The organism is Dubosiella muris (assembly GCF_004793885.1).
In the GTDB taxonomy this organism is placed as follows: Bacteria; Bacillota_I; Bacilli_A; order Erysipelotrichales; family Erysipelotrichaceae; genus Dubosiella; species Dubosiella muris.
On sequence record NZ_SRYG01000012.1, the window covers coordinates 42206 to 59048 of the forward strand.

Sequence of the window (16843 nt, forward strand, 5' to 3'; positions counted from 1 at the left end):
TGTAGAAGATACATTCCTTTTTTTTTTGTATTTTTTGAAAGAAAATGGCGACGTTTACGCAATATAGACAATCATCGGGTTCTGGAGTATAATAAACGTGCTTTACGGACTCATTTTAAAGACAAAGGAGGGTCATGATGAACACAGGTGTTATCGTCTCTTTGTCTGGGATCGCAGGTATAGTTTTGGGAGTTCTGATTATGGTCGGGTACTCCCGCGCAGGTTTGAATAAAAATCAGCAAAAAGCAGAGCAAATCTTGAAAGAGGCGGAAATCGAAGCGGACGCGAAGGTAAAGCAGGCCGTTCTCGATGGAAAGACGCAGGTCCATGAACTGCGTATTGAAGCGGAGAAGGAAATCAAAGAGAGAAAACAAGAATCCATGCAGTTTGAAAACAAGCTGCTTCGTCGAGAGGACAACTTGAATTTTCGTGATGAGGCTCTCTCGCAAAAAGAGCGCCAGATTTCGGATAAGCTGCAAAAAGTAACCGAAAAGCTCTCATCCCTAGATGAAAAAGAGAAAAAGCTACAAAAGCAGATCGACCAGCAGATCGTCGTGCTGGAGGGCGTCGCCAAGATGTCGAGCCAGGACGCGCAAAAGGAACTGTTTGCGAAAGTAGAAAAAAAGATGGAACATGAAACGGTCGCTTATATCAAAGACAAAGAAGAAGAAGCGAAAGCGACCGCAACCGAGAAAGCACAAAACATTATCGCGCTGGCGATCGAGCGGATGGCGCAGCAGGAAACGCAGGAACGCACCGTATCGGTTGTCGCCATTCCGGGCGAGGAGATGAAAGGCCGGATCATTGGCCGCGAAGGGCGAAACATTCGCTGTTTCGAACAGGCGACCGGCGTCGAGCTGAACATCGACGACACGCCGGATTTGATCACGATCACATGCTTCAACCCGATTCGGCGCGAAGTGGCGCGTCTGGCGCTGGAGCATCTCATTCGGGATGGCCGCATTCAGCCGGGCCGCATTGAGGAAGTCGTGAAAAAGTATCAAAACGAAGTCGATCAGGAGATCATGAAGGCGGGAGAGGAAGCCATTTTCAAACTGGGAATCGGCCGCATCGACCGCGAGATCATCCGTCTGGTCGGCACGTTGAAATACCGCTACTCCTACGGGCAGAACGCGTTGCAGCATAGTATCGAGGTCGCGTTTCTGGCCGGCGCCATGGCGGTGGAACTGGGCTTGAACCAGCAAATCGCCAAACGGGCCGGACTGCTTCACGATATCGGCAAGGCGCTCAATATCGAGCAGCAGGAAGGCAGCCATGTGGAGCTGGGATACAAGTTCTGTAAAAAGCACGGGGAAAAGGACATCGTGCTCAACGCTATTCAATCCCACCACTACGATGTGGAACCGAAGTATTTGACTTCGCATCTTGTGATCGCGGCGGATACGATTTCGGCCGCCAGACCAGGCGCGCGCAAGGAAAGCGCGCAGGCGTACATCAACCGGCTTGAAAATCTGGAAAAGATTGCCACAAGCTTCGATGGCGTACAACAGGCCTACGCGATCCAGGCGGGACGCGAAATTCGCATCCTCGTCAATCCGGAGCGCGTCGACGACGTGACTTGCGTGAAGATCGCCCGCGAGATCCGCGAGAAGATCGAAAGCGAGCTGACATACCCCGGTCAGATCAAAGTCAATGTCATCCGCGAAGTTCGGGCGCAGGAACTGGCGAAATAAACAATCCGAGAAAAGAAGAAACCAACCGGTTTCCTCTTTTTTTATGCGAAAGAAACCTCTTACAAGTAAGTCATCGCTTACCAAACCGCCTTGATTCAACGATTTCTATGAGTATAATAAATTTATAAGTGAAATAAAAATGAAAACAGGAGGAACCAGGAAATGGCAGCAAAAGTAGATCAGGAAATTTGCATCGGATGTGGTGCTTGCGTAGGCGTTTGCCCAGTTGGCGCAATCACGTTGAACGACGAAGGAAAAGCGCATGTAGACGCTGATATGTGCATCGACTGTGGTGCTTGCGTAGGCGTTTGCCCAGTTGGCGCAATCACATTAGAATAATTGGCATTAATCATGCTATAATGAAACCAAGCGAAAACGCTTGGTTTTTTTTTGGAGGAGTTTTCTATGAAAATCAAAGAGAAATGGTCGCTCCCGAATTTGAAGGAAGCAGCGCGGCGGACCCGCTCCGCTGTGGAACGGGTGGACCAGTTTTATATTCCAGCCAACGCCCTTGATTTGGGAGAGGGCAAAACATACGCGATTTCCACGTATGGCTGTCAGGCCAACGAAAGGGACTCGGAAACGATTGCCGGTATTTTGGAAACGATCGGTTTCCGGCCGGCCGACGATCTTGAACACGTCGACCTCATTATCATCAACACGTGCGCGATTCGCCAAAACGCGGAGGAAAAGGTGCTTGGCGAAATCGGCAACTTCAAACGCCTGTACCGCAACAATAAAAACCTCGTGATCGGCGTTTGCGGCTGCATGGCCCAGGAAGACGCGTTCGTCCATCTCGTGCTTGAGAAATATCCGCAAGTGCGTCTGCTGTTTGGCACGCACAACATTCAAGATCTTCCCGTGATGCTGTATGACGTGATGGTGAATCACGAAAAAGTCGTGCAAGTGTATTCCAAAGAAGGGGAAGTGTATGAAAATCTGCCTGTGAAACGCTTTGGACAGCACAAAGCCTGGGTCAATATCATGTACGGCTGCGACAAGTTTTGCACGTACTGCATCGTTCCGTACACCCGTGGCAAGCAGCGTTCGCGGACGATGGACGAGATCTTAAAAGAAGTGCAGGAACTCAAAGATGCCGGCTACAAGGAAGTGACGCTGCTTGGACAAAACGTCAACGCGTACGGCAAGGATCTGGACGAAGGCATCGACTTCGCGACTTTGCTGGAAGAAACCGCCAAGATTGGCATTCCGCGGATCCGGTTTATGACGAGCCATCCTTGGGATTTCACAAACGAGATGGTTGACGTCATTGCCCAATACGACAACATCATGCCGTTTATCCATTTACCTGTTCAATCCGGTGACGATGAGATCCTGCGCCGGATGGGACGTCGCTACAGCGCCGAATCGTATTTGAAGCTGTACAAAAAAATCATGGACACGATTCCGAACGCCGCCGTGTCGACGGACATCATCGTCGGTTTTCCAAACGAAAGCGACGAGGCGTTCGAGCACACGCTTGAGCTGGTGCGCCAGTGCCAGTTTGACAACGCGTTCACGTTCATTTACTCTCCGCGTCTGGGTACGCCGGCGGCCCGGATGGAAGACGATATCGACATGGATACGAAGCGGGAGCGCCTGTATCGGCTCAACGAGGAGTGGAACCGGCACGCTTTAAAGAAAAACAAGGCGTATGTCGGAAAAACAGTGACGGTTTTAGTCGATGGCGCGAGCAAAAACAACCAAAATGTCTTTGCCGGCCACACCGATACGAACAAGCTTGTCAACTTTACAGGGACGAATGTGCGCGCCGGCGATTTCGTCGAGGTTTTGATTACCGACGCAAAAACATTCTCTCTCGACGGGAAAGCTGTTGAATTGTGATATAATGTATAAAATGTCAACGAAACAACAGGAGGTATTATGAGCGAAAATAAACCGGAACTAAAAAAAGAAAAAATCCGGATCTTTATGCTTGGCGGACTGGACGAAGATGGAAAAAACATGATCTGCGTCGAAGTCGAGCGAAAAATCTACATTATCGAAGCAGGTTTGAAATTCCCGGACGCGAAAGAATCGCTGGGAATCGAATACATTATTCAGGATTTTTCCTATTTGATTGAACACAAAGATAATATTGCGGGAATTATCATTACGCATGGACACGACGATGTCATGGGCGCGCTGCCGCATCTGCTCAAGCAGGTCAAGGCGGATATTTACACGTCGCCTCTGGCCGCCAAAGAAATCATGAAGATGCTGAAAAAAGAGAAGATCACGGGCGTTCGCGTCCACACGGTCAAGCGCCACGATCAAAAACGAATCGCGCGCCGCAAGGTGCTGTTCTTCCCGATCACGCACGCCTACCCGGGCACGTTCGGGGTGGCGATCGCGACCACGCAAGGATACGTCGTCTATTCGGGCGAGTTCATCGAAGACTATAATGACTTGGACGACAACTACCGGGGCAATATCACGATTGGAGCCAAACTCGGCAAAGAGGGCGTGCTCGTTCTTTTGCAGGAAAGCAAAGGCGCCGAGCGGGCCGGGCACACGTCGCCAAGTCATCAGGTGACGAAAAACTTCGACCAGATTCTCGACTTGAACCACGATACCCGGATCTTTGTCAGCGTGTATACGCAATCCGTTTACCGGATCCAGGAAATCATCGAGTGCTGTATCAAGCACAATCGAAAGTTCGTCCTTTACACGCGGGAGCTTCAGGAGCGCATCAAGGGCCTCCAGCAAATCGGATTCCAAATTCCGGATCATTTGCTTGTCGACACGTCGCAAATCGGCAAGATCAAGGACGTCGTGGTTCTCATTAGCGGACAAGGACGGCCTCTGTTTACCTTGATGTCGAATATCGCCAACGACGAGGTGGAAAACATCGACATTCGTCCGGAGGACTTGATCGTCATCGCCTCGCCAATCGTTCCAGGTGTTGAGAAAGTGTTCAAAAACATGGAAAACGATATTTACAAACGGGGCGGCCGGTTGCAGATTCTCGATAAAAACGTGCTGAGCATGCATCCGTCCAAGGAGGACTTGAAGATGATGATCTTCCTGACGCGGCCAAAATACTACATTCCAGTCAAAGGGGAGTACCGCATGCTGTGCGCCAACGCGATGATCGCCGAGGAGATGGGCATTCCGCCGGAACACATCTTATTGCTGGACAACGGACAAGTGGCGCAGTTTGAAGACGGCGAGCTTGTTTCCACCAAAATGGAGCTCCAGCTTCACGACACGATGATCGACGGTAAGGAAAACTGGGATATGGCCGGCGTCGTTCTCAAGGACCGCGAGATCCTGTCGACGGATGGGGTCATGATCCTGGCCATCGGCGTCGACGCGAAAACGAAAAAGATCGTCAACGGACCGGATATCCAGTCGCGGGGGCTGATCTACCTCAAGGATTCGGAATACATCACGAGCGATGTGGCGAAAATCATGGAGGAAACGATCGAGGAAAACGTCAAAAACAAGACGTACGACAACCTCGAAACAAGACAGGACATCCGCGACAAGGTGGCGAAATACTTGTTCAAACAAACCGCCAAACGGCCGATGGTTCTGCCGGTGATCCTGGAGATCAACCAATAACACGTAGAAAGAGAGGGTAATATGGCAGCTGCCAAAAAACGAAAACAAACACGAAAGAAAACAACTGCCTCAAAATCAGCCTCTAAAAAAGCACAAACGTACTGGCAAAAGTCCCGGTTGTTCCGTTTGTGCTTTCTGCTTTGCGTCATCTGCGCCTTTTTGCTCGCCAGCTTCAAGCTGGGGATCGTGGGCTCGTTTTTCTTTAACTTGGTGGCGTACTTTTTCGGAGTGCTGACGTATCCGGTCCTGATTGGCGGCGTGGCCTATTCGGTCTGGATCATCTACAACAACGACAAAAAAAAGATTCCCAAGCGCTACTATGCCGGGACGGCGTTCATCGGGATCGCGATCCTGCTTTTTCAAGGATGCCGCGAATTCGAGGCGCATGAGGCGTGGTACGGGGCCCAGAAGATCTTTGTGAATTTGTGGCCTGTTCTTAGCAGCCAGATTCGCTTTTCCTCGGGACTGGTCGGGGCGCTGCTCAGTGGCGTCACGCGCAGCATGTTCGACAAAACCGGAACGTATTTGATTGCGGGCATCTTCGCTTTGATCGGTGTCATCATGCTCAGCTACACGTGGTTTTTGGATCATCCGCAATCCATCACGCTGCCCAAGCGCAAGGAGCGAACAGAACCCGATCCATACGACGAGCTCTTCGATGAAGTGTACGAGGAATTCGAGCCGGCCCCAAAACAAAGCCCGTTTCGGATCATCGACGCCGCTTCCATGTACGACGAGGAAAAGCCAGCGAAGAAGAAAACAAAAAAAGCGAGAAAGGCGACGATGCTTGGCATGACGCCGGATATCGTGGCCGAGAAAAAAACGAAGGCCGCCAAACCGGTGAAAACGCCGCCGGAACCCGCTGCTTCCACGTCGCATTCGACGCAAAAAAACGAGGATGTCGTCATTCACGACAGCGCGGCCAATCCTTTTAAAGAGGAGCGGACTCGAAAGCCGGCCCGGGCTTCGAAAAAAGAATCCGGTCCGGCGCCGGACATTGTGGAACCGCTGGCATCGTACGACGCGACCGATGCCGAATACGCGCTGCCACCGCTTGACTTGCTCGACGACATCCAGTCGCCGGCACGCGGCTCGTCCAATATGCAGGCCGCCAAAACGCAAGGACAAAAGCTTATTGAAATTTTAGAGGAATTCAATGTCAAGGCGGAGCTCAAGGAGATCCATATCGGTCCTTCGGTCACAAAGTTTGAAATCAAGCCGGAGCTTGGCGTGCGGGTGTCGCGGATCTCGGGACTTCAGGACGACATCAAAATGGCGCTGGCGGCGACGGACATCCGCATCGAGGCGCCGATTCCGGGCAAAAGCGCGGTCGGCATCGAGATTCCGAATATCGACAAGACTCCGGTGCAAATGAAGGATTTGATGCGCAGCGTTCCCGCTTCCAAAGCCGGGCAGAAGCTGTTGTTCGTGCTCGGAAAGGATTTGATGGGCGACAACGTCTTTGGCGTGCTGGACCGGATGCCGCACTTGCTGATCGCGGGCGCGACCGGTTCGGGAAAATCGGTGTGCGTCAACACGATCATTTGCTCGTTGCTCATGCGTACCCGTCCGGATGAGGTGAAACTCATTTTGATCGATCCGAAAAAAGTCGAATTCACGCCGTACAACGACATTCCGCATTTGCTCGCGCCCGTCATCACGGACGGCGATTTGGCGAACAAGGCGCTAAAAGTCGTCGTGCAAATGATGGATTCGCGTTACGACTTGTTTGGCACGACCGGGGTGCGCAACATCACGGCTTACAACGAGTATGTGCGCTCCCATCCGGAAGAAAACCTGAAGGAACTTCCGAAAATCGTCGTCATTATCGACGAGCTGGCAGACTTGATGCTCGTAGCCGCTAAGGAAGTCGAGCAATCCATCCAGCGCATCACGCAGCTGGCCCGGGCGGCCGGCATCGTGCTTATTGTCGCTACGCAGCGGCCAAGCGTGGATGTCATTACAGGCGTCATCAAGTCGAATATTCCAAGCCGGATCGCGTTTGCGGTCGCCTCGCTGGTGGACTCGCGGACGATTCTCGACCAGGCGGGCGCCGAGCGGCTGCTTGGATACGGGGACATGCTGTATTTGCCAAACGGCGAAAACTCGCCGCGGCGGGTGCAGGGCGTCTTTATTAAAGACGACGAAGTCAACCGCATCGCCGCCCATGTGAAGGCGCAGGCGAAGCCAAAGTACGACGACGCGTTCATCACGCTGAAAGACTTGCAAAGCCAGGGGCAGGAGGTCGCCAGCGAAAGCGCGGATCCGCTGTATAACGAGGTGAAGCATTTCGTGATTACGACGCGGAAGGCGTCGACGTCCTTGATCCAGCGAAAGTTCTCCATCGGGTATTCCCGGGCGGCTCGTCTGATCGACGTTTTGGAGGAAAACTCCATTATCGGTCCGGCGAATGGAAGTAAGCCGCGGGAGGTGCTTGTGCAAAACGCTATGGAACCTTTGGAAGATTCCATATAATACAACTATGAAAGGAAGGCCGTAAACGAAGATGAATATTTTTTTAAAGATTGGTGACTCCGTTCCGCGGGATGAATGCATTTCCGAAATCGTGCAGCTGGGCGATTTTGTGTACATGTCGGCGCAAACGGGCCGGGGACAGACCTTTCAGGAGCAATGCGTGACCGCTTGCTATCGAGTCATTGACGTATTGAAAGATCTTGATTTGAGGATGGATCATCTCGTCAAATACACTGTTTACTTAACAGACATTACGTTAAGAGAGGAATTTTTATCCGTATTTAAAAACTTTGTGGAAGCGCCGTATCCGGCGATGACGATCGTAGAGGTGAGTGGGTTGGAAAACAACGCGATGGTCGCGATCGAAGGAACGGGAGTCAACACGCTTCGGCATGAAAAGACAATGCAGTCCTCGAACTGCTCAGATTGCGATGAGGAGACGACGCATTAGGAAGGATCTCGTTCGCCAGTTTGTGGCGGAAGCAGAAAATCAAACCGATTAGACGCTCGATTCGCCGCGGATGAATACAAACAATGGATGTGTGATCGTGGAAAACGACCTCGCATCTTTTTTTGTTGGTGTGGTCGATGCGGGCGATCGCTTGCGCGTTGATCCATAAATTGTCCTCTGCTTCGAAAAAAATATGCTCGTCGTTGACATACACCGGAACGTGCTTGCGGATATCCACATGGTATTTGAACGCTTCGATCCGTCCGGCTAGGGAAGAACCGAAAGAAAGGCACATCTCGTTAAGAAAAGAGGAAATGGTCGGGAAAGAAAAGCTCATCGGCCCGTGGACGTGGAGCACGTTCACGACGGATTGAGCGAAATTGTACATCATATAATTTATCATAAAAAACACCTTACAAAAGTAAGGTGTCCAAAACGTGCCAAAAGCTACATCCATGAAATTTTTCGTTCTTCGCCGTTGCGAATCGCGACAATATTTTTCGTGTGCCGGTAAACAACAAGCGCCGACATGAGCCAGCAGGCGAGAATGATCAGGATGTTGTCCGCATTAAAATACCATAAAACCGCTGTAATGTATAGCGTACCGCAAAGGATTCCGCAAATGCTGGCCAGCGATACGAACTTGAACAAATACAAAGTGATAAAAAACATCGCAAACGGCACAAGAAAGAACGACGCGTCTTTGAAAACGAAAAGGCTCATTCCCAATAAAAAACCAAATACGGTGCTGACCGCCTTCCCGCCATGAAAGTGGGCGAAAACCGGATAGCAGTGGCCGATGCAGCACGCCAGTCCGGTCCACGTGGCGACGACAGGCGAAATCAGGCTGGCTACGCCAAGCGCCGCGACGACTTTGAGCACATCGCACACGATGACCGCGATGCCGGCTTTTTTGCCGAGCACCCGCCCGGCGTTGGTTCCGCCTAAGTTTCCGGAACCGTGTTTTCGAATATCGGTATGGTAAAAGAGTTTACCAATAATGAGCGCAAACGGGATGGAGCCAAGCAGGTAGCCCAGGACCAAACACAAGAGCGAGTACAATATATTCATTTCATTCACCTCGTAGTTCATTTTAACACATTTTTTAAAAACTGCCGGAATCGAATTCGCAGATTCGGCAATGTTTGTTTTGCCAAATCAAAAAAAACTCCTATAATAGAAGGCAGACTGTCTGCGCTCGGGAAGAGAGCGTCCACTTTTCTGCGAATTTTATAGAAAAGAATAAAATATTCTGTGTTTTTATCGTGTAAAATCATAAAAAGTGGTATTATAGACGAAGACACCCCAACCGGATCCGAAGCTGTCCGTCCTGGGGACCGGCTGAGTCCAATCGGTCGAAAAGGCTTCACGCGGAAGGAGGATCTATGACACAAAAACAATACAATGAAGAAAGCATCGTCATTTTGGAGGGGCTGGATGCGGTTCGAAAAAGACCGGGTATGTATATTGGCTCAACCGATTTGAAAGGGCTGCACCATCTCGTCTGGGAAATCGTGGACAACGCCATCGACGAGGCGCTCAACGGGTTTGGCAGCCAAATCACGATCACGCTCAACAAAGATGGCAGCGTCAGCGTCGAGGATGAAGGACGCGGGATGCCGGTGGGAACGCACAAGTCGGGTATTTCGACACTCGCCGTGATTTTCACCGTGCTGCACGCGGGCGGCAAGTTCACAAGCTCGGGCGGCTACCGCAACGCCGGCGGCTTGCATGGTGTTGGCGCCAGCGTCGTCAACGCGCTTTCCGCCTGGTGTCAGGTAGAGGTTTGCGACGGCAAGGACATGTGGTCGATGCGGTTCGAGCAAGGCGGCCGCGTGGTTGGCGAGCTCGTTCACGAAGGGAAGACGAGAAAAACCGGCAGCAAAGTCACGTTTTTGCCGGATCCCGCCATTTTTAAGCAAACGAAATTTTCCTTTTCCAAAATTTGCGAACGGGCCCAGGAGGACGCGTTTTTATTAAAAGGGCTGACGATGATCGTCCGGGATCAGCGCTCCAAGGAAGGACGGGAGCATGTATACGCCTACGAGGATGGCTTGAAGGCGTTTATCGACGAAGTGAACAAAGACCATACACCGATGCACGAGCCGGTTTCGTTTGCCGGCGAGGTCAACGGGATCCGCGTCGAAGGCGCGTTTCAGTACACCGACGACTACCAGGAAAACATTTTCTCGTTTACGAACATGGTGCGCACGCGCGATGGCGGCAGCCATGAAACGGGAGCCAAGCTCGGCTTTACGAAGGTGTTCAACGAGTACGCCCGGAAAAACGGGTTTTTAAAGGAAAAAGAAAAGGGGTACGAGGGAAGCGATGTCCGGGAGGGATTGACGCTTGTGCTCAATTTGTCCGTACCCGAAGAGCTGCTTCAGTTTGAAGGGCAGACGAAGGAAAAACTAGGCACGCCTGAAGCCAAACCGGCCACCGAGGCGATCGTATCGGAACATTTGCGCTATTTTCTGGAGGAAAACCGCGAGCTGGCCAACACGCTTGTCCGCAAAATCGCCCGCGCGTCCAGCGCCCGCAAGGCCGCTCGCAAAGCGCGGGAGGATGCCCGGAAGGGAAAAGGGAAAAACCGCAGCGAGCGCGTGTTGTCCGGCAAGCTGGCCAGCGCCCAATCCAAGGACGCCCGCCGCAAGGAGCTGTATTTGGTGGAGGGCGATTCGGCGGGTGGCTCCGCGAAACAAGGCCGCGATTCCAAATACCAGGCGATTTTGCCGCTGCGGGGAAAAGTGCTCAACACGGAAAAGGCGAAACTGGACGCGATTGAAAAAAACGAGGAGCTCAACACGATCATTCACGCGCTGGGCGCCGGCGTGGGCGCGGGATTCGTCGCCGAGGACTCGAGCTACTACAAAGTTATTATCATGACCGATGCCGACGACGACGGAGCGCATATCCAAAATCTGCTGCTGACGTTTTTCTACCGGTTCATGCGTCCGCTCATCGAGCACGAAATGCTGTATATCGCCTTGCCGCCGCTCTACCGGATTTCCAAAGGCGCCCAGGAGGAATACGTGTATACGGACGAGGAGCTGGAGGAAAGCAAAAAGAAATTCAAAGCCGGCTACACGATCACCCGCTACAAAGGATTGGGTGAGATGAACGCCACCCAGCTTTGGGAAACGACCATGGATCCGAAAACGCGCACGCTGGTGTGCGTGACGATCGACAACGCCCGCATGGCGGAAAAACGCGTCAGCGAGCTGATGGGGGACCGGGCGGATTTGCGAAGAAACTGGATCGAGGAAAATGTCGTCTTCACGCTGGAAGATGAATACGGGAAGGAAGTGGAAGCATAATGGCGAAAAAGAAAAAGGAAACGCAGGAAACCGTCGAGGAGTCGGTACGCAAGCTGACGCTGGAAGATATCATGGCGGACCGGTTCGCCCGCTATTCGAAATACATCATTCAGGAGCGGGCGCTTCCGGACGCCCGTGACGGACTCAAGCCGGTGCAGCGGCGGATTTTGTACGCGATGTACGAGGCGAAAAACACGTACGACCGTCCGTACCACAAATCGGCGAAAACCGTCGGCAACGTCATCGGCAACTACCACCCGCATGGCGACTCCTCGGTGTACGACGCGATGGTTCGAATGTCCCAGGACTGGAAGATCACGACACCGCTTGTCGACATGCAAGGAAACAACGGGTCGATCGACGACGACCCGGCGGCCGCGATGCGGTATACCGAGTCGCGGCTGGCCAGAATCGCGAACTACCTGCTCATGGACATCGACCGGAAAACCGTGGAGTGGACGCCAAATTTCTCGGACGAGAAGCTGGAGCCAACCGTGCTGCCGGCCCGGTTTCCCAATTTGCTCATCAACGGCATTTCGGGCATCGCCGCCGGGTACGCGACCAATATTCCTCCGCACAATCTCAACGAAATCGTATCCGCCTGCATGTACCGGCTCGAGCATCCAAATTGCACTTTGGACGAGCTGATGACGCTTGTCAAAGGGCCGGATTTTCCAACCGGCGGAATCGTCATGGGGAAAGAAGGCATCCGCCAGGCGTTTGAAACGGGGCGCGGAAAGGTTATCGTCCGCTCGAAAGCGGCCATCGAATCCACGCGGACCGTCGATCAAATCGTCGTGACGGAAATTCCATACGAAGTCGTCAAATCGAATCTGGTGAAAAAAATCGACGACATCCGGCTCAATAAAAAAGTCGAAGGTATGCTCGACGTGCGGGACGAAAGCGACCGGAACGGACTCAAAATCGTCATTGATTTGAAAAAAGGGGCGCCTTCGGATACGATTTTAAACTATTTATATAAGAATACGGAGTTGCAGATTTCGTTCAACTACAATGTGATCGCGATTGTCAACAAGGCGCCGGTCCAGCTCGGACTGCTGCAAGCCATCGACGCGTTTTTAGCACATCGCGAGGACGTCGTGCTGCGACGGAGCGCCTTCGATTTGCAGCTCAAGCAGGAACGCGCCCATATTTTGGACGGGTTGATGAAGGCTGTTTCCGTGATGGACGAAATCATCGCGATCATCCGCCAAAGCAAGGACAAGAAAGACTCGAAACGCAATTTAATGAAGCGGTTCGAGTTTAGCGAGCTGCAAGCCGAAGCCATTGTCACGATGCGGCTGTACCGGTTGTCGAATACCGACATCCTGGAACTGCGGCAGGAGGACAAGCGCCTGAAAAAGGAAATCAAGGCTTTGCAGGAAATCATTCAAAAGCCGGCTGTGCGCATCCGCAAGCTCATCGAAGAGCTGCAGGAAGTCAACGACGAGTTTGTCGTGCCAAGACGTTCGAGCATTCAAAGCGAAATCGACGAAATCGTCATCGACGAGATGGCGATGATTCCAAGCGAGCAGGTCATGGTTTGCCTGACCCAGGACGGCTACGTCAAGCGGGTCTCGCTGCGTTCGTACAACGCCAGCTCCGAGTTGTTCGCCGGAAAAAAGGACAACGACGTGATGGTCGCCAGCGGGGAGATCAACACCCGGCACAAGCTTTTGTTTTTTACCGACCGCGGCAAATACGGCTACATTCCGGTGCATCAAATCGAAGAGGCGAAATGGAAGGATCTTGGCACGCACCTTTCCGGCTATTTGCGTCTGGACGACAACGAAAAAATCATCGCCGCGTTCGGGGTGGACGCGTTTACGCCAAAAAACCACGTCGTGATGGTTACAAAAGCGGGGAGCATCAAGCGCACGCCGTTGTCCGCATTTGAAGTCGCCAGGCCCAACAAGACGATGGTGTGCATGAAGGTGGGCGATCTGGACGCGCTGATCAAAGTCGAAATGTCCACCTCGAGTGCGGATCAAGTCGTGCTCGCTAGCCGTGATGGCTTGGGGCTTCAATACAACGTGGAGCAAATTCCGGAAAACGGGCTGAAAACGAAAGGCGTGAAAGGCATGAATTTAAGCGCCGAGGACCAGGTGGCCGATCTTGTCGTTTCCGATGGCGCCCAGCAGTTCATTCTCGTTTTGCAGGAGGGACAAATGAAGCGGATGCACGCCAGCGACTTCGCGAACGTGTCCCGTCCAGCCAAGGGAAACCGGATGTTCAAGCTCGTCAAGTCGCGTCCGGGCCGTTTGGAGCGGCTGCTTACCGCCGATCGGAACTACGCCTTTGTGGCGGATGAGAAAATCGAGTTCAAGCCGTCTGATATCGCGTTGATGGCGCCAGCCGCCACGTACTCGACGCCGTTTGGCAAACTGGAAACGATGGAGTGGCTTCCGTCGCTGCCGATGGTTCCAGACGGATCGTGGGAACCAAAAAAAGACGAGTACAAGCAGGTGGGGTTGTTTGAGGATGCGTAAGAAAAATCAGGCGAATCTGGCGTGCCTGCTCACCGCCATGGTGTGGGGTGGCGGGTTTATCGCGACGGCGGCCGCCCTCAGGACATTCGACCCGGGAACGACGTTGATGCTTCGTTTCAGCGGGGCGGCGATCGTGTTCTGGCTCATTTGCCTTGTGGCAAAAATCCGGTTTAACCGGGCGTGTGTGAAGGCGAGCGTCTGGAGCGGCGTGTTTTTGTATAGCGCGTTTTTGCTTCAGACGATTGGCCTGCGGTATACGAGTACGGGAATGAACGCGTTTTTGACGGCGGTCAATGTCGTGCTGGTGCCTTATTTGGTTTGGCTCGTTTTTCGAAAGCGACCGCAAAGAAGGCAGTTCGCGGCCAGTTTGCTTTGCCTTGGCGGCATTGGCTGTCTTTCGCTTTCCTCCGGCTCGTTTTCCTTCAACGTGGGCGACGGGTTGTCTTTGGGCTGCGCCGTGTTGTTCGCGGCGCAGATCATCGCCACGGAACGGGCGGCAAAAACCGGAAATCCCATGGCGGTCAACGCCATCCAGATGAGCGTGGCGGCGCTGTTGTCGTTTCCGTACGCCCTGGGTATGGAAACGTGGCCGGCGTCGGTGCCGGCGATGGCGTGGGGCAGTATCGCCTACAGCATTTTTATTGCCACCACGTTGGCGTACATGCTGCAGACATGGGCGCAAAAGTACACAGACGCGGCGAGCGCGAGCGTGCTGCTGTGCACGGAGTCGCTGTTTGCGAACGTGTTTGGCTGGCTGCTTTTGGGTGAAACGAAGACGCCGGTCATGGTGCTGGGCGGAATTCTGATCTTTTTATCCGTTCTTCTTGTCGAAGGCGTGTTCCATCGCAAAAGTGCATCCGATCCTGAAGCGGAAGCAAAGGAAGAGCGTCTTTGTGATAGTTTGTGATTTCGATCTTAAAGCTTGTAAAACTGTATTAAATAGAGTAAAATCCCTATTAGAGAAATGGGGTAACAAAATGAATTTCTGGGCTTCCGTAGGGTTTACTTTAGTTGGAGCACTGATTGGCGGTATCCTGACGTTCTATTTCACGCGTAAAAAGTTCGAAAAGGAACTCAAGGAAAACCCACCGATCAACGAGAAGATGATTCGTGCGATGTTTTTGCAGATGGGGCGCAAGCCAAGCGAGGCACAAATTCGTCAGATCATGAAATCGGTCAATTCCAACCGATAAACGTCTATTCATAATCAAAAGTGCGTGAGCACTTTTTCTTTTTAAAGGAGGGAACATGTACAACGATTTATTTTCCATTGGTCCGGTGACGATCCACACGTATGGTCTGTTTGTCGCGATTGGCATCATCGCCGCGTACATCGTCACGGAAAGGCGGGGAAAAAAACTAGGTGTCGACGTGTCGCATCTGGATTCGCTCGCTTTCTGCTTTGTGATTTCAGGCTTCGTCGGCTCCAAATGCCTGTATTTTCTAACAAGGATCCAGGATATTTTGAAAGATCCATCCGTCGTATCGAATCTTTTGGACGGCTGGGTCGTTTGGGGCGGCATCATTGGCGGATTGATTGGCGGCTATGTGTATTGCCGGATCCACCACATGGATTTCTGGCAGCAAGTCGACCTCATCATTCCTTCGGTCGCCCTCGCGCAAGGGTTTGGCCGGCTTGGATGCTTCTTTGCCGGATGCTGCTACGGAGTCGAAACGCATGGCTGGTGGGGCGTCGTGTTTCCGGAAGGTTCGCTGGCGCCGGCGGGCATCCCGCTCGTTCCAACCCAGCTGCTGTGCTCGCTTTTTGATTTCGCGCTGTTTTTCTTCCTGCTCTTTCTGGTGAAGAAAAAGAAAGACATGTTCGAAGGCGAGGTGGCGGTTTGGTATTTGATGCTGTACTGCATCGGCCGGTTCGTGATCGAGTTTTACCGCGGGGATCTCATTCGCAGCGGCTTGGAAGGACTGTCGACTTCGCAAATCATTTCTTTGATTATGTTCGCCCTGGCGGCGGCGTTGCTCGTGTATTTGCCGCGACGGCAAAAAGCGCTTCGAAACAAGTAAGTTTTGAAGCGTTTTTTTTCGCTTCGTGCTAGAATAGAAAAAAAGGGGATATACAAATCATGAATCAATGGGAAATCGTACTACAACTCGCACTTCGTTTTATCGTCATCGCGCTTTGGGTTGGCAGCGTCGCGCTGCTGCTCTCCAGCTCGCCGGTGCAAAGCATCGTCATCGAACCGCTGGCCGCCGCGATCGGACTGGTGTTTTCCAGTGTCTGGACGATTGGAAAAGGGCGGGCGCAGGACGGTTTCGAATCGTCTTTGTCCAGAGCGAAACAGCTGGACAGCCGCTTGAGGCAAACGACGGATTTGTTTCTTTTCGCGATTTTGGCCGCCTTGCTTGGCTTGGCGGGATGGAAAGGCGCGTTGTTTTCGCTTTCCTGGGGGTTGGCGCTTATTCCGCTTGCGCGGCTGCTCTGGGTTCCTTTTGGCGGGCGCTTTTCATGGTTTGACGGGTTGAGTGTCCAAAAACCGGTCGATTTCGAGCAGAAGCTTTGGCTGGGCGTGCAAATCGCGGTTTCCGTGTATATGATCGGGCTTGGCCATCCGGGGGTGTCGCTGGCCGTCGCCGCCGTCGGGGCGTTTCTATTGGCGAAAAAGAATATCCGGCTTTTTTTGGCGGCGTTTGCCGCGGAGGCGTTCGTCGCTGTCGGTGTCTGGGCGTTCGGCTTGTTTGGCTCCTGGCTTGCCGCGCTCATGCTGGCGTTTTTAGCGATGAGCCTGGCGGGGACGATGCTTGGCGTGTTGATGAATGTGATTTGGGATCCGCAGCGGTTTTTCCAATCCGGCGTTTGAGTGCTCAAACGCTTTTCTTTTTTAAGGAGGTGCA

Annotated in this window: 14 protein-coding genes; 12 read left to right on the forward strand and 2 right to left on the reverse strand. The window is 52.6% G+C overall.

The annotated features are described in order from the left end of the window. Positions 1 to 137 precede the first annotated feature (137 nt). The 6 genes from rny to E5336_RS06840 all read left to right on the forward strand — a co-directional run bounded on the left by rny (position 138) and on the right by E5336_RS06840 (position 8187). Positions 138 to 1694, forward strand: a complete 1557-nt coding sequence (gene rny / locus E5336_RS06815) for a ribonuclease Y (RefSeq protein ID WP_135980402.1) — start codon at positions 138 to 140, stop codon at positions 1692 to 1694. A gap of 162 nt (positions 1695 to 1856) precedes the next feature. Then, positions 1857 to 2033 carry a 4Fe-4S binding protein gene (locus E5336_RS06820; protein ID WP_135980358.1) on the forward strand — a complete coding sequence of 59 codons (177 nt, stop codon included), beginning with the start codon at positions 1857 to 1859 and terminating at the stop codon, positions 2031 to 2033. A 66-nt stretch (positions 2034 to 2099) separates the two neighbouring features. Then, positions 2100 to 3539, forward strand: a complete 1440-nt coding sequence (gene miaB / locus E5336_RS06825; RefSeq protein ID WP_135980359.1) for a tRNA (N6-isopentenyl adenosine(37)-C2)-methylthiotransferase MiaB — start codon at positions 2100 to 2102, stop codon at positions 3537 to 3539. A 39-nt stretch (positions 3540 to 3578) separates the two neighbouring features. Next, on the forward strand, positions 3579 to 5261 hold the full coding sequence (locus E5336_RS06830; RefSeq protein WP_135980360.1) for a ribonuclease J: 1683 nt from the start codon (positions 3579 to 3581) through the stop codon (positions 5259 to 5261). Between the two features lie 21 nt (positions 5262 to 5282). Further along, on the forward strand, positions 5283 to 7736 hold the full coding sequence (locus E5336_RS06835) for an FtsK/SpoIIIE family DNA translocase (RefSeq protein ID WP_135980361.1): 2454 nt from the start codon (positions 5283 to 5285) through the stop codon (positions 7734 to 7736). Positions 7737 to 7767: 31 nt separating this feature from the next. Beyond that, positions 7768 to 8187, forward strand: a complete 420-nt coding sequence (locus tag E5336_RS06840) for a RidA family protein (RefSeq protein ID WP_135980362.1) — start codon at positions 7768 to 7770, stop codon at positions 8185 to 8187. Here the strand turns inward: E5336_RS06840 and E5336_RS06845 are convergent. Both E5336_RS06845 and plsY read right to left on the reverse strand, forming a co-directional pair. Further along, positions 8114 to 8590: a competence protein ComK gene (locus E5336_RS06845; protein WP_277820815.1), complete on the reverse strand. Its 477-nt coding sequence runs from the start codon at positions 8588 to 8590 to the stop codon at positions 8114 to 8116. The two genes, E5336_RS06840 and E5336_RS06845, sit on opposite strands and share 74 nt — an antisense overlap. Positions 8591 to 8634: 44 nt before the next feature. Continuing rightward, positions 8635 to 9258 carry a glycerol-3-phosphate 1-O-acyltransferase PlsY gene (gene plsY / locus E5336_RS06850; protein WP_135980364.1) on the reverse strand — a complete coding sequence of 208 codons (624 nt, stop codon included), beginning with the start codon at positions 9256 to 9258 and terminating at the stop codon, positions 8635 to 8637. Between the two features lie 314 nt (positions 9259 to 9572). Here plsY and parE point away from each other — a divergent pair, with 314 nt between their 5' ends. The 6 genes from parE to E5336_RS06880 all read left to right on the forward strand — a co-directional run bounded on the left by parE (position 9573) and on the right by E5336_RS06880 (position 16809). Next, positions 9573 to 11504 (forward strand): DNA topoisomerase IV subunit B, encoded by a 1932-nt coding sequence (gene parE / locus E5336_RS06855; RefSeq protein WP_135980365.1) that lies wholly within the window; start codon positions 9573 to 9575, stop codon positions 11502 to 11504. Beyond that, on the forward strand, positions 11504 to 13993 hold the full coding sequence (gene parC / locus E5336_RS06860; RefSeq protein ID WP_135980366.1) for a DNA topoisomerase IV subunit A: 2490 nt from the start codon (positions 11504 to 11506) through the stop codon (positions 13991 to 13993). Before parE ends, parC begins: the two co-directional genes overlap by 1 nt. Further along, entirely contained in the window at positions 13986 to 14900 is a 915-nt protein-coding gene (locus E5336_RS06865; RefSeq protein ID WP_135980367.1) for a DMT family transporter, read from the forward strand. Before parC ends, E5336_RS06865 begins: the two co-directional genes overlap by 8 nt. Before the next feature lie 70 nt (positions 14901 to 14970). Next, the gene (locus E5336_RS06870; RefSeq protein WP_135980368.1) at positions 14971 to 15186 is read left to right on the forward strand and encodes a YneF family protein; all 216 of its coding nucleotides are present in this window, start codon (positions 14971 to 14973) and stop codon (positions 15184 to 15186) included. 55 nt (positions 15187 to 15241) lie between these two features. Further along, positions 15242 to 16015 carry a prolipoprotein diacylglyceryl transferase gene (gene lgt, locus E5336_RS06875; RefSeq protein ID WP_135980369.1) on the forward strand — a complete coding sequence of 258 codons (774 nt, stop codon included), beginning with the start codon at positions 15242 to 15244 and terminating at the stop codon, positions 16013 to 16015. 59 nt (positions 16016 to 16074) lie between these two features. Next, on the forward strand, positions 16075 to 16809 hold the full coding sequence (locus tag E5336_RS06880) for a hypothetical protein (protein WP_135980370.1): 735 nt from the start codon (positions 16075 to 16077) through the stop codon (positions 16807 to 16809). Positions 16810 to 16843 lie beyond the last annotated feature (34 nt).

Excerpts from the sequence above, each read along its gene's own strand:
- rny (WP_135980402.1), top strand. The coding sequence starts at position 138 with ATGAACACAGGTGTTATCGTCTCTTTGTCTGGGATCGCAGGTATAGTT.
- E5336_RS06820 (WP_135980358.1), top strand. The coding sequence starts at position 1,857 with ATGGCAGCAAAAGTAGATCAGGAAATTTGCATCGGATGTGGTGCTTGC.
- miaB (WP_135980359.1), top strand. The coding sequence starts at position 2,100 with ATGAAAATCAAAGAGAAATGGTCGCTCCCGAATTTGAAGGAAGCAGCG.
- E5336_RS06830 (WP_135980360.1), top strand. The coding sequence starts at position 3,579 with ATGAGCGAAAATAAACCGGAACTAAAAAAAGAAAAAATCCGGATCTTT.
- E5336_RS06835 (WP_135980361.1), top strand. The coding sequence starts at position 5,283 with ATGGCAGCTGCCAAAAAACGAAAACAAACACGAAAGAAAACAACTGCC.
- E5336_RS06840 (WP_135980362.1), top strand. The coding sequence starts at position 7,768 with ATGAATATTTTTTTAAAGATTGGTGACTCCGTTCCGCGGGATGAATGC.
- E5336_RS06845 (WP_277820815.1), bottom strand. The coding sequence starts at position 8,590 with ATGATAAATTATATGATGTACAATTTCGCTCAATCCGTCGTGAACGTG.
- plsY (WP_135980364.1), bottom strand. The coding sequence starts at position 9,258 with ATGAATATATTGTACTCGCTCTTGTGTTTGGTCCTGGGCTACCTGCTT.
- parE (WP_135980365.1), top strand. The coding sequence starts at position 9,573 with ATGACACAAAAACAATACAATGAAGAAAGCATCGTCATTTTGGAGGGG.
- parC (WP_135980366.1), top strand. The coding sequence starts at position 11,504 with ATGGCGAAAAAGAAAAAGGAAACGCAGGAAACCGTCGAGGAGTCGGTA.
- E5336_RS06865 (WP_135980367.1), top strand. The coding sequence starts at position 13,986 with ATGCGTAAGAAAAATCAGGCGAATCTGGCGTGCCTGCTCACCGCCATG.
- E5336_RS06870 (WP_135980368.1), top strand. The coding sequence starts at position 14,971 with ATGAATTTCTGGGCTTCCGTAGGGTTTACTTTAGTTGGAGCACTGATT.
- lgt (WP_135980369.1), top strand. The coding sequence starts at position 15,242 with ATGTACAACGATTTATTTTCCATTGGTCCGGTGACGATCCACACGTAT.
- E5336_RS06880 (WP_135980370.1), top strand. The coding sequence starts at position 16,075 with ATGAATCAATGGGAAATCGTACTACAACTCGCACTTCGTTTTATCGTC.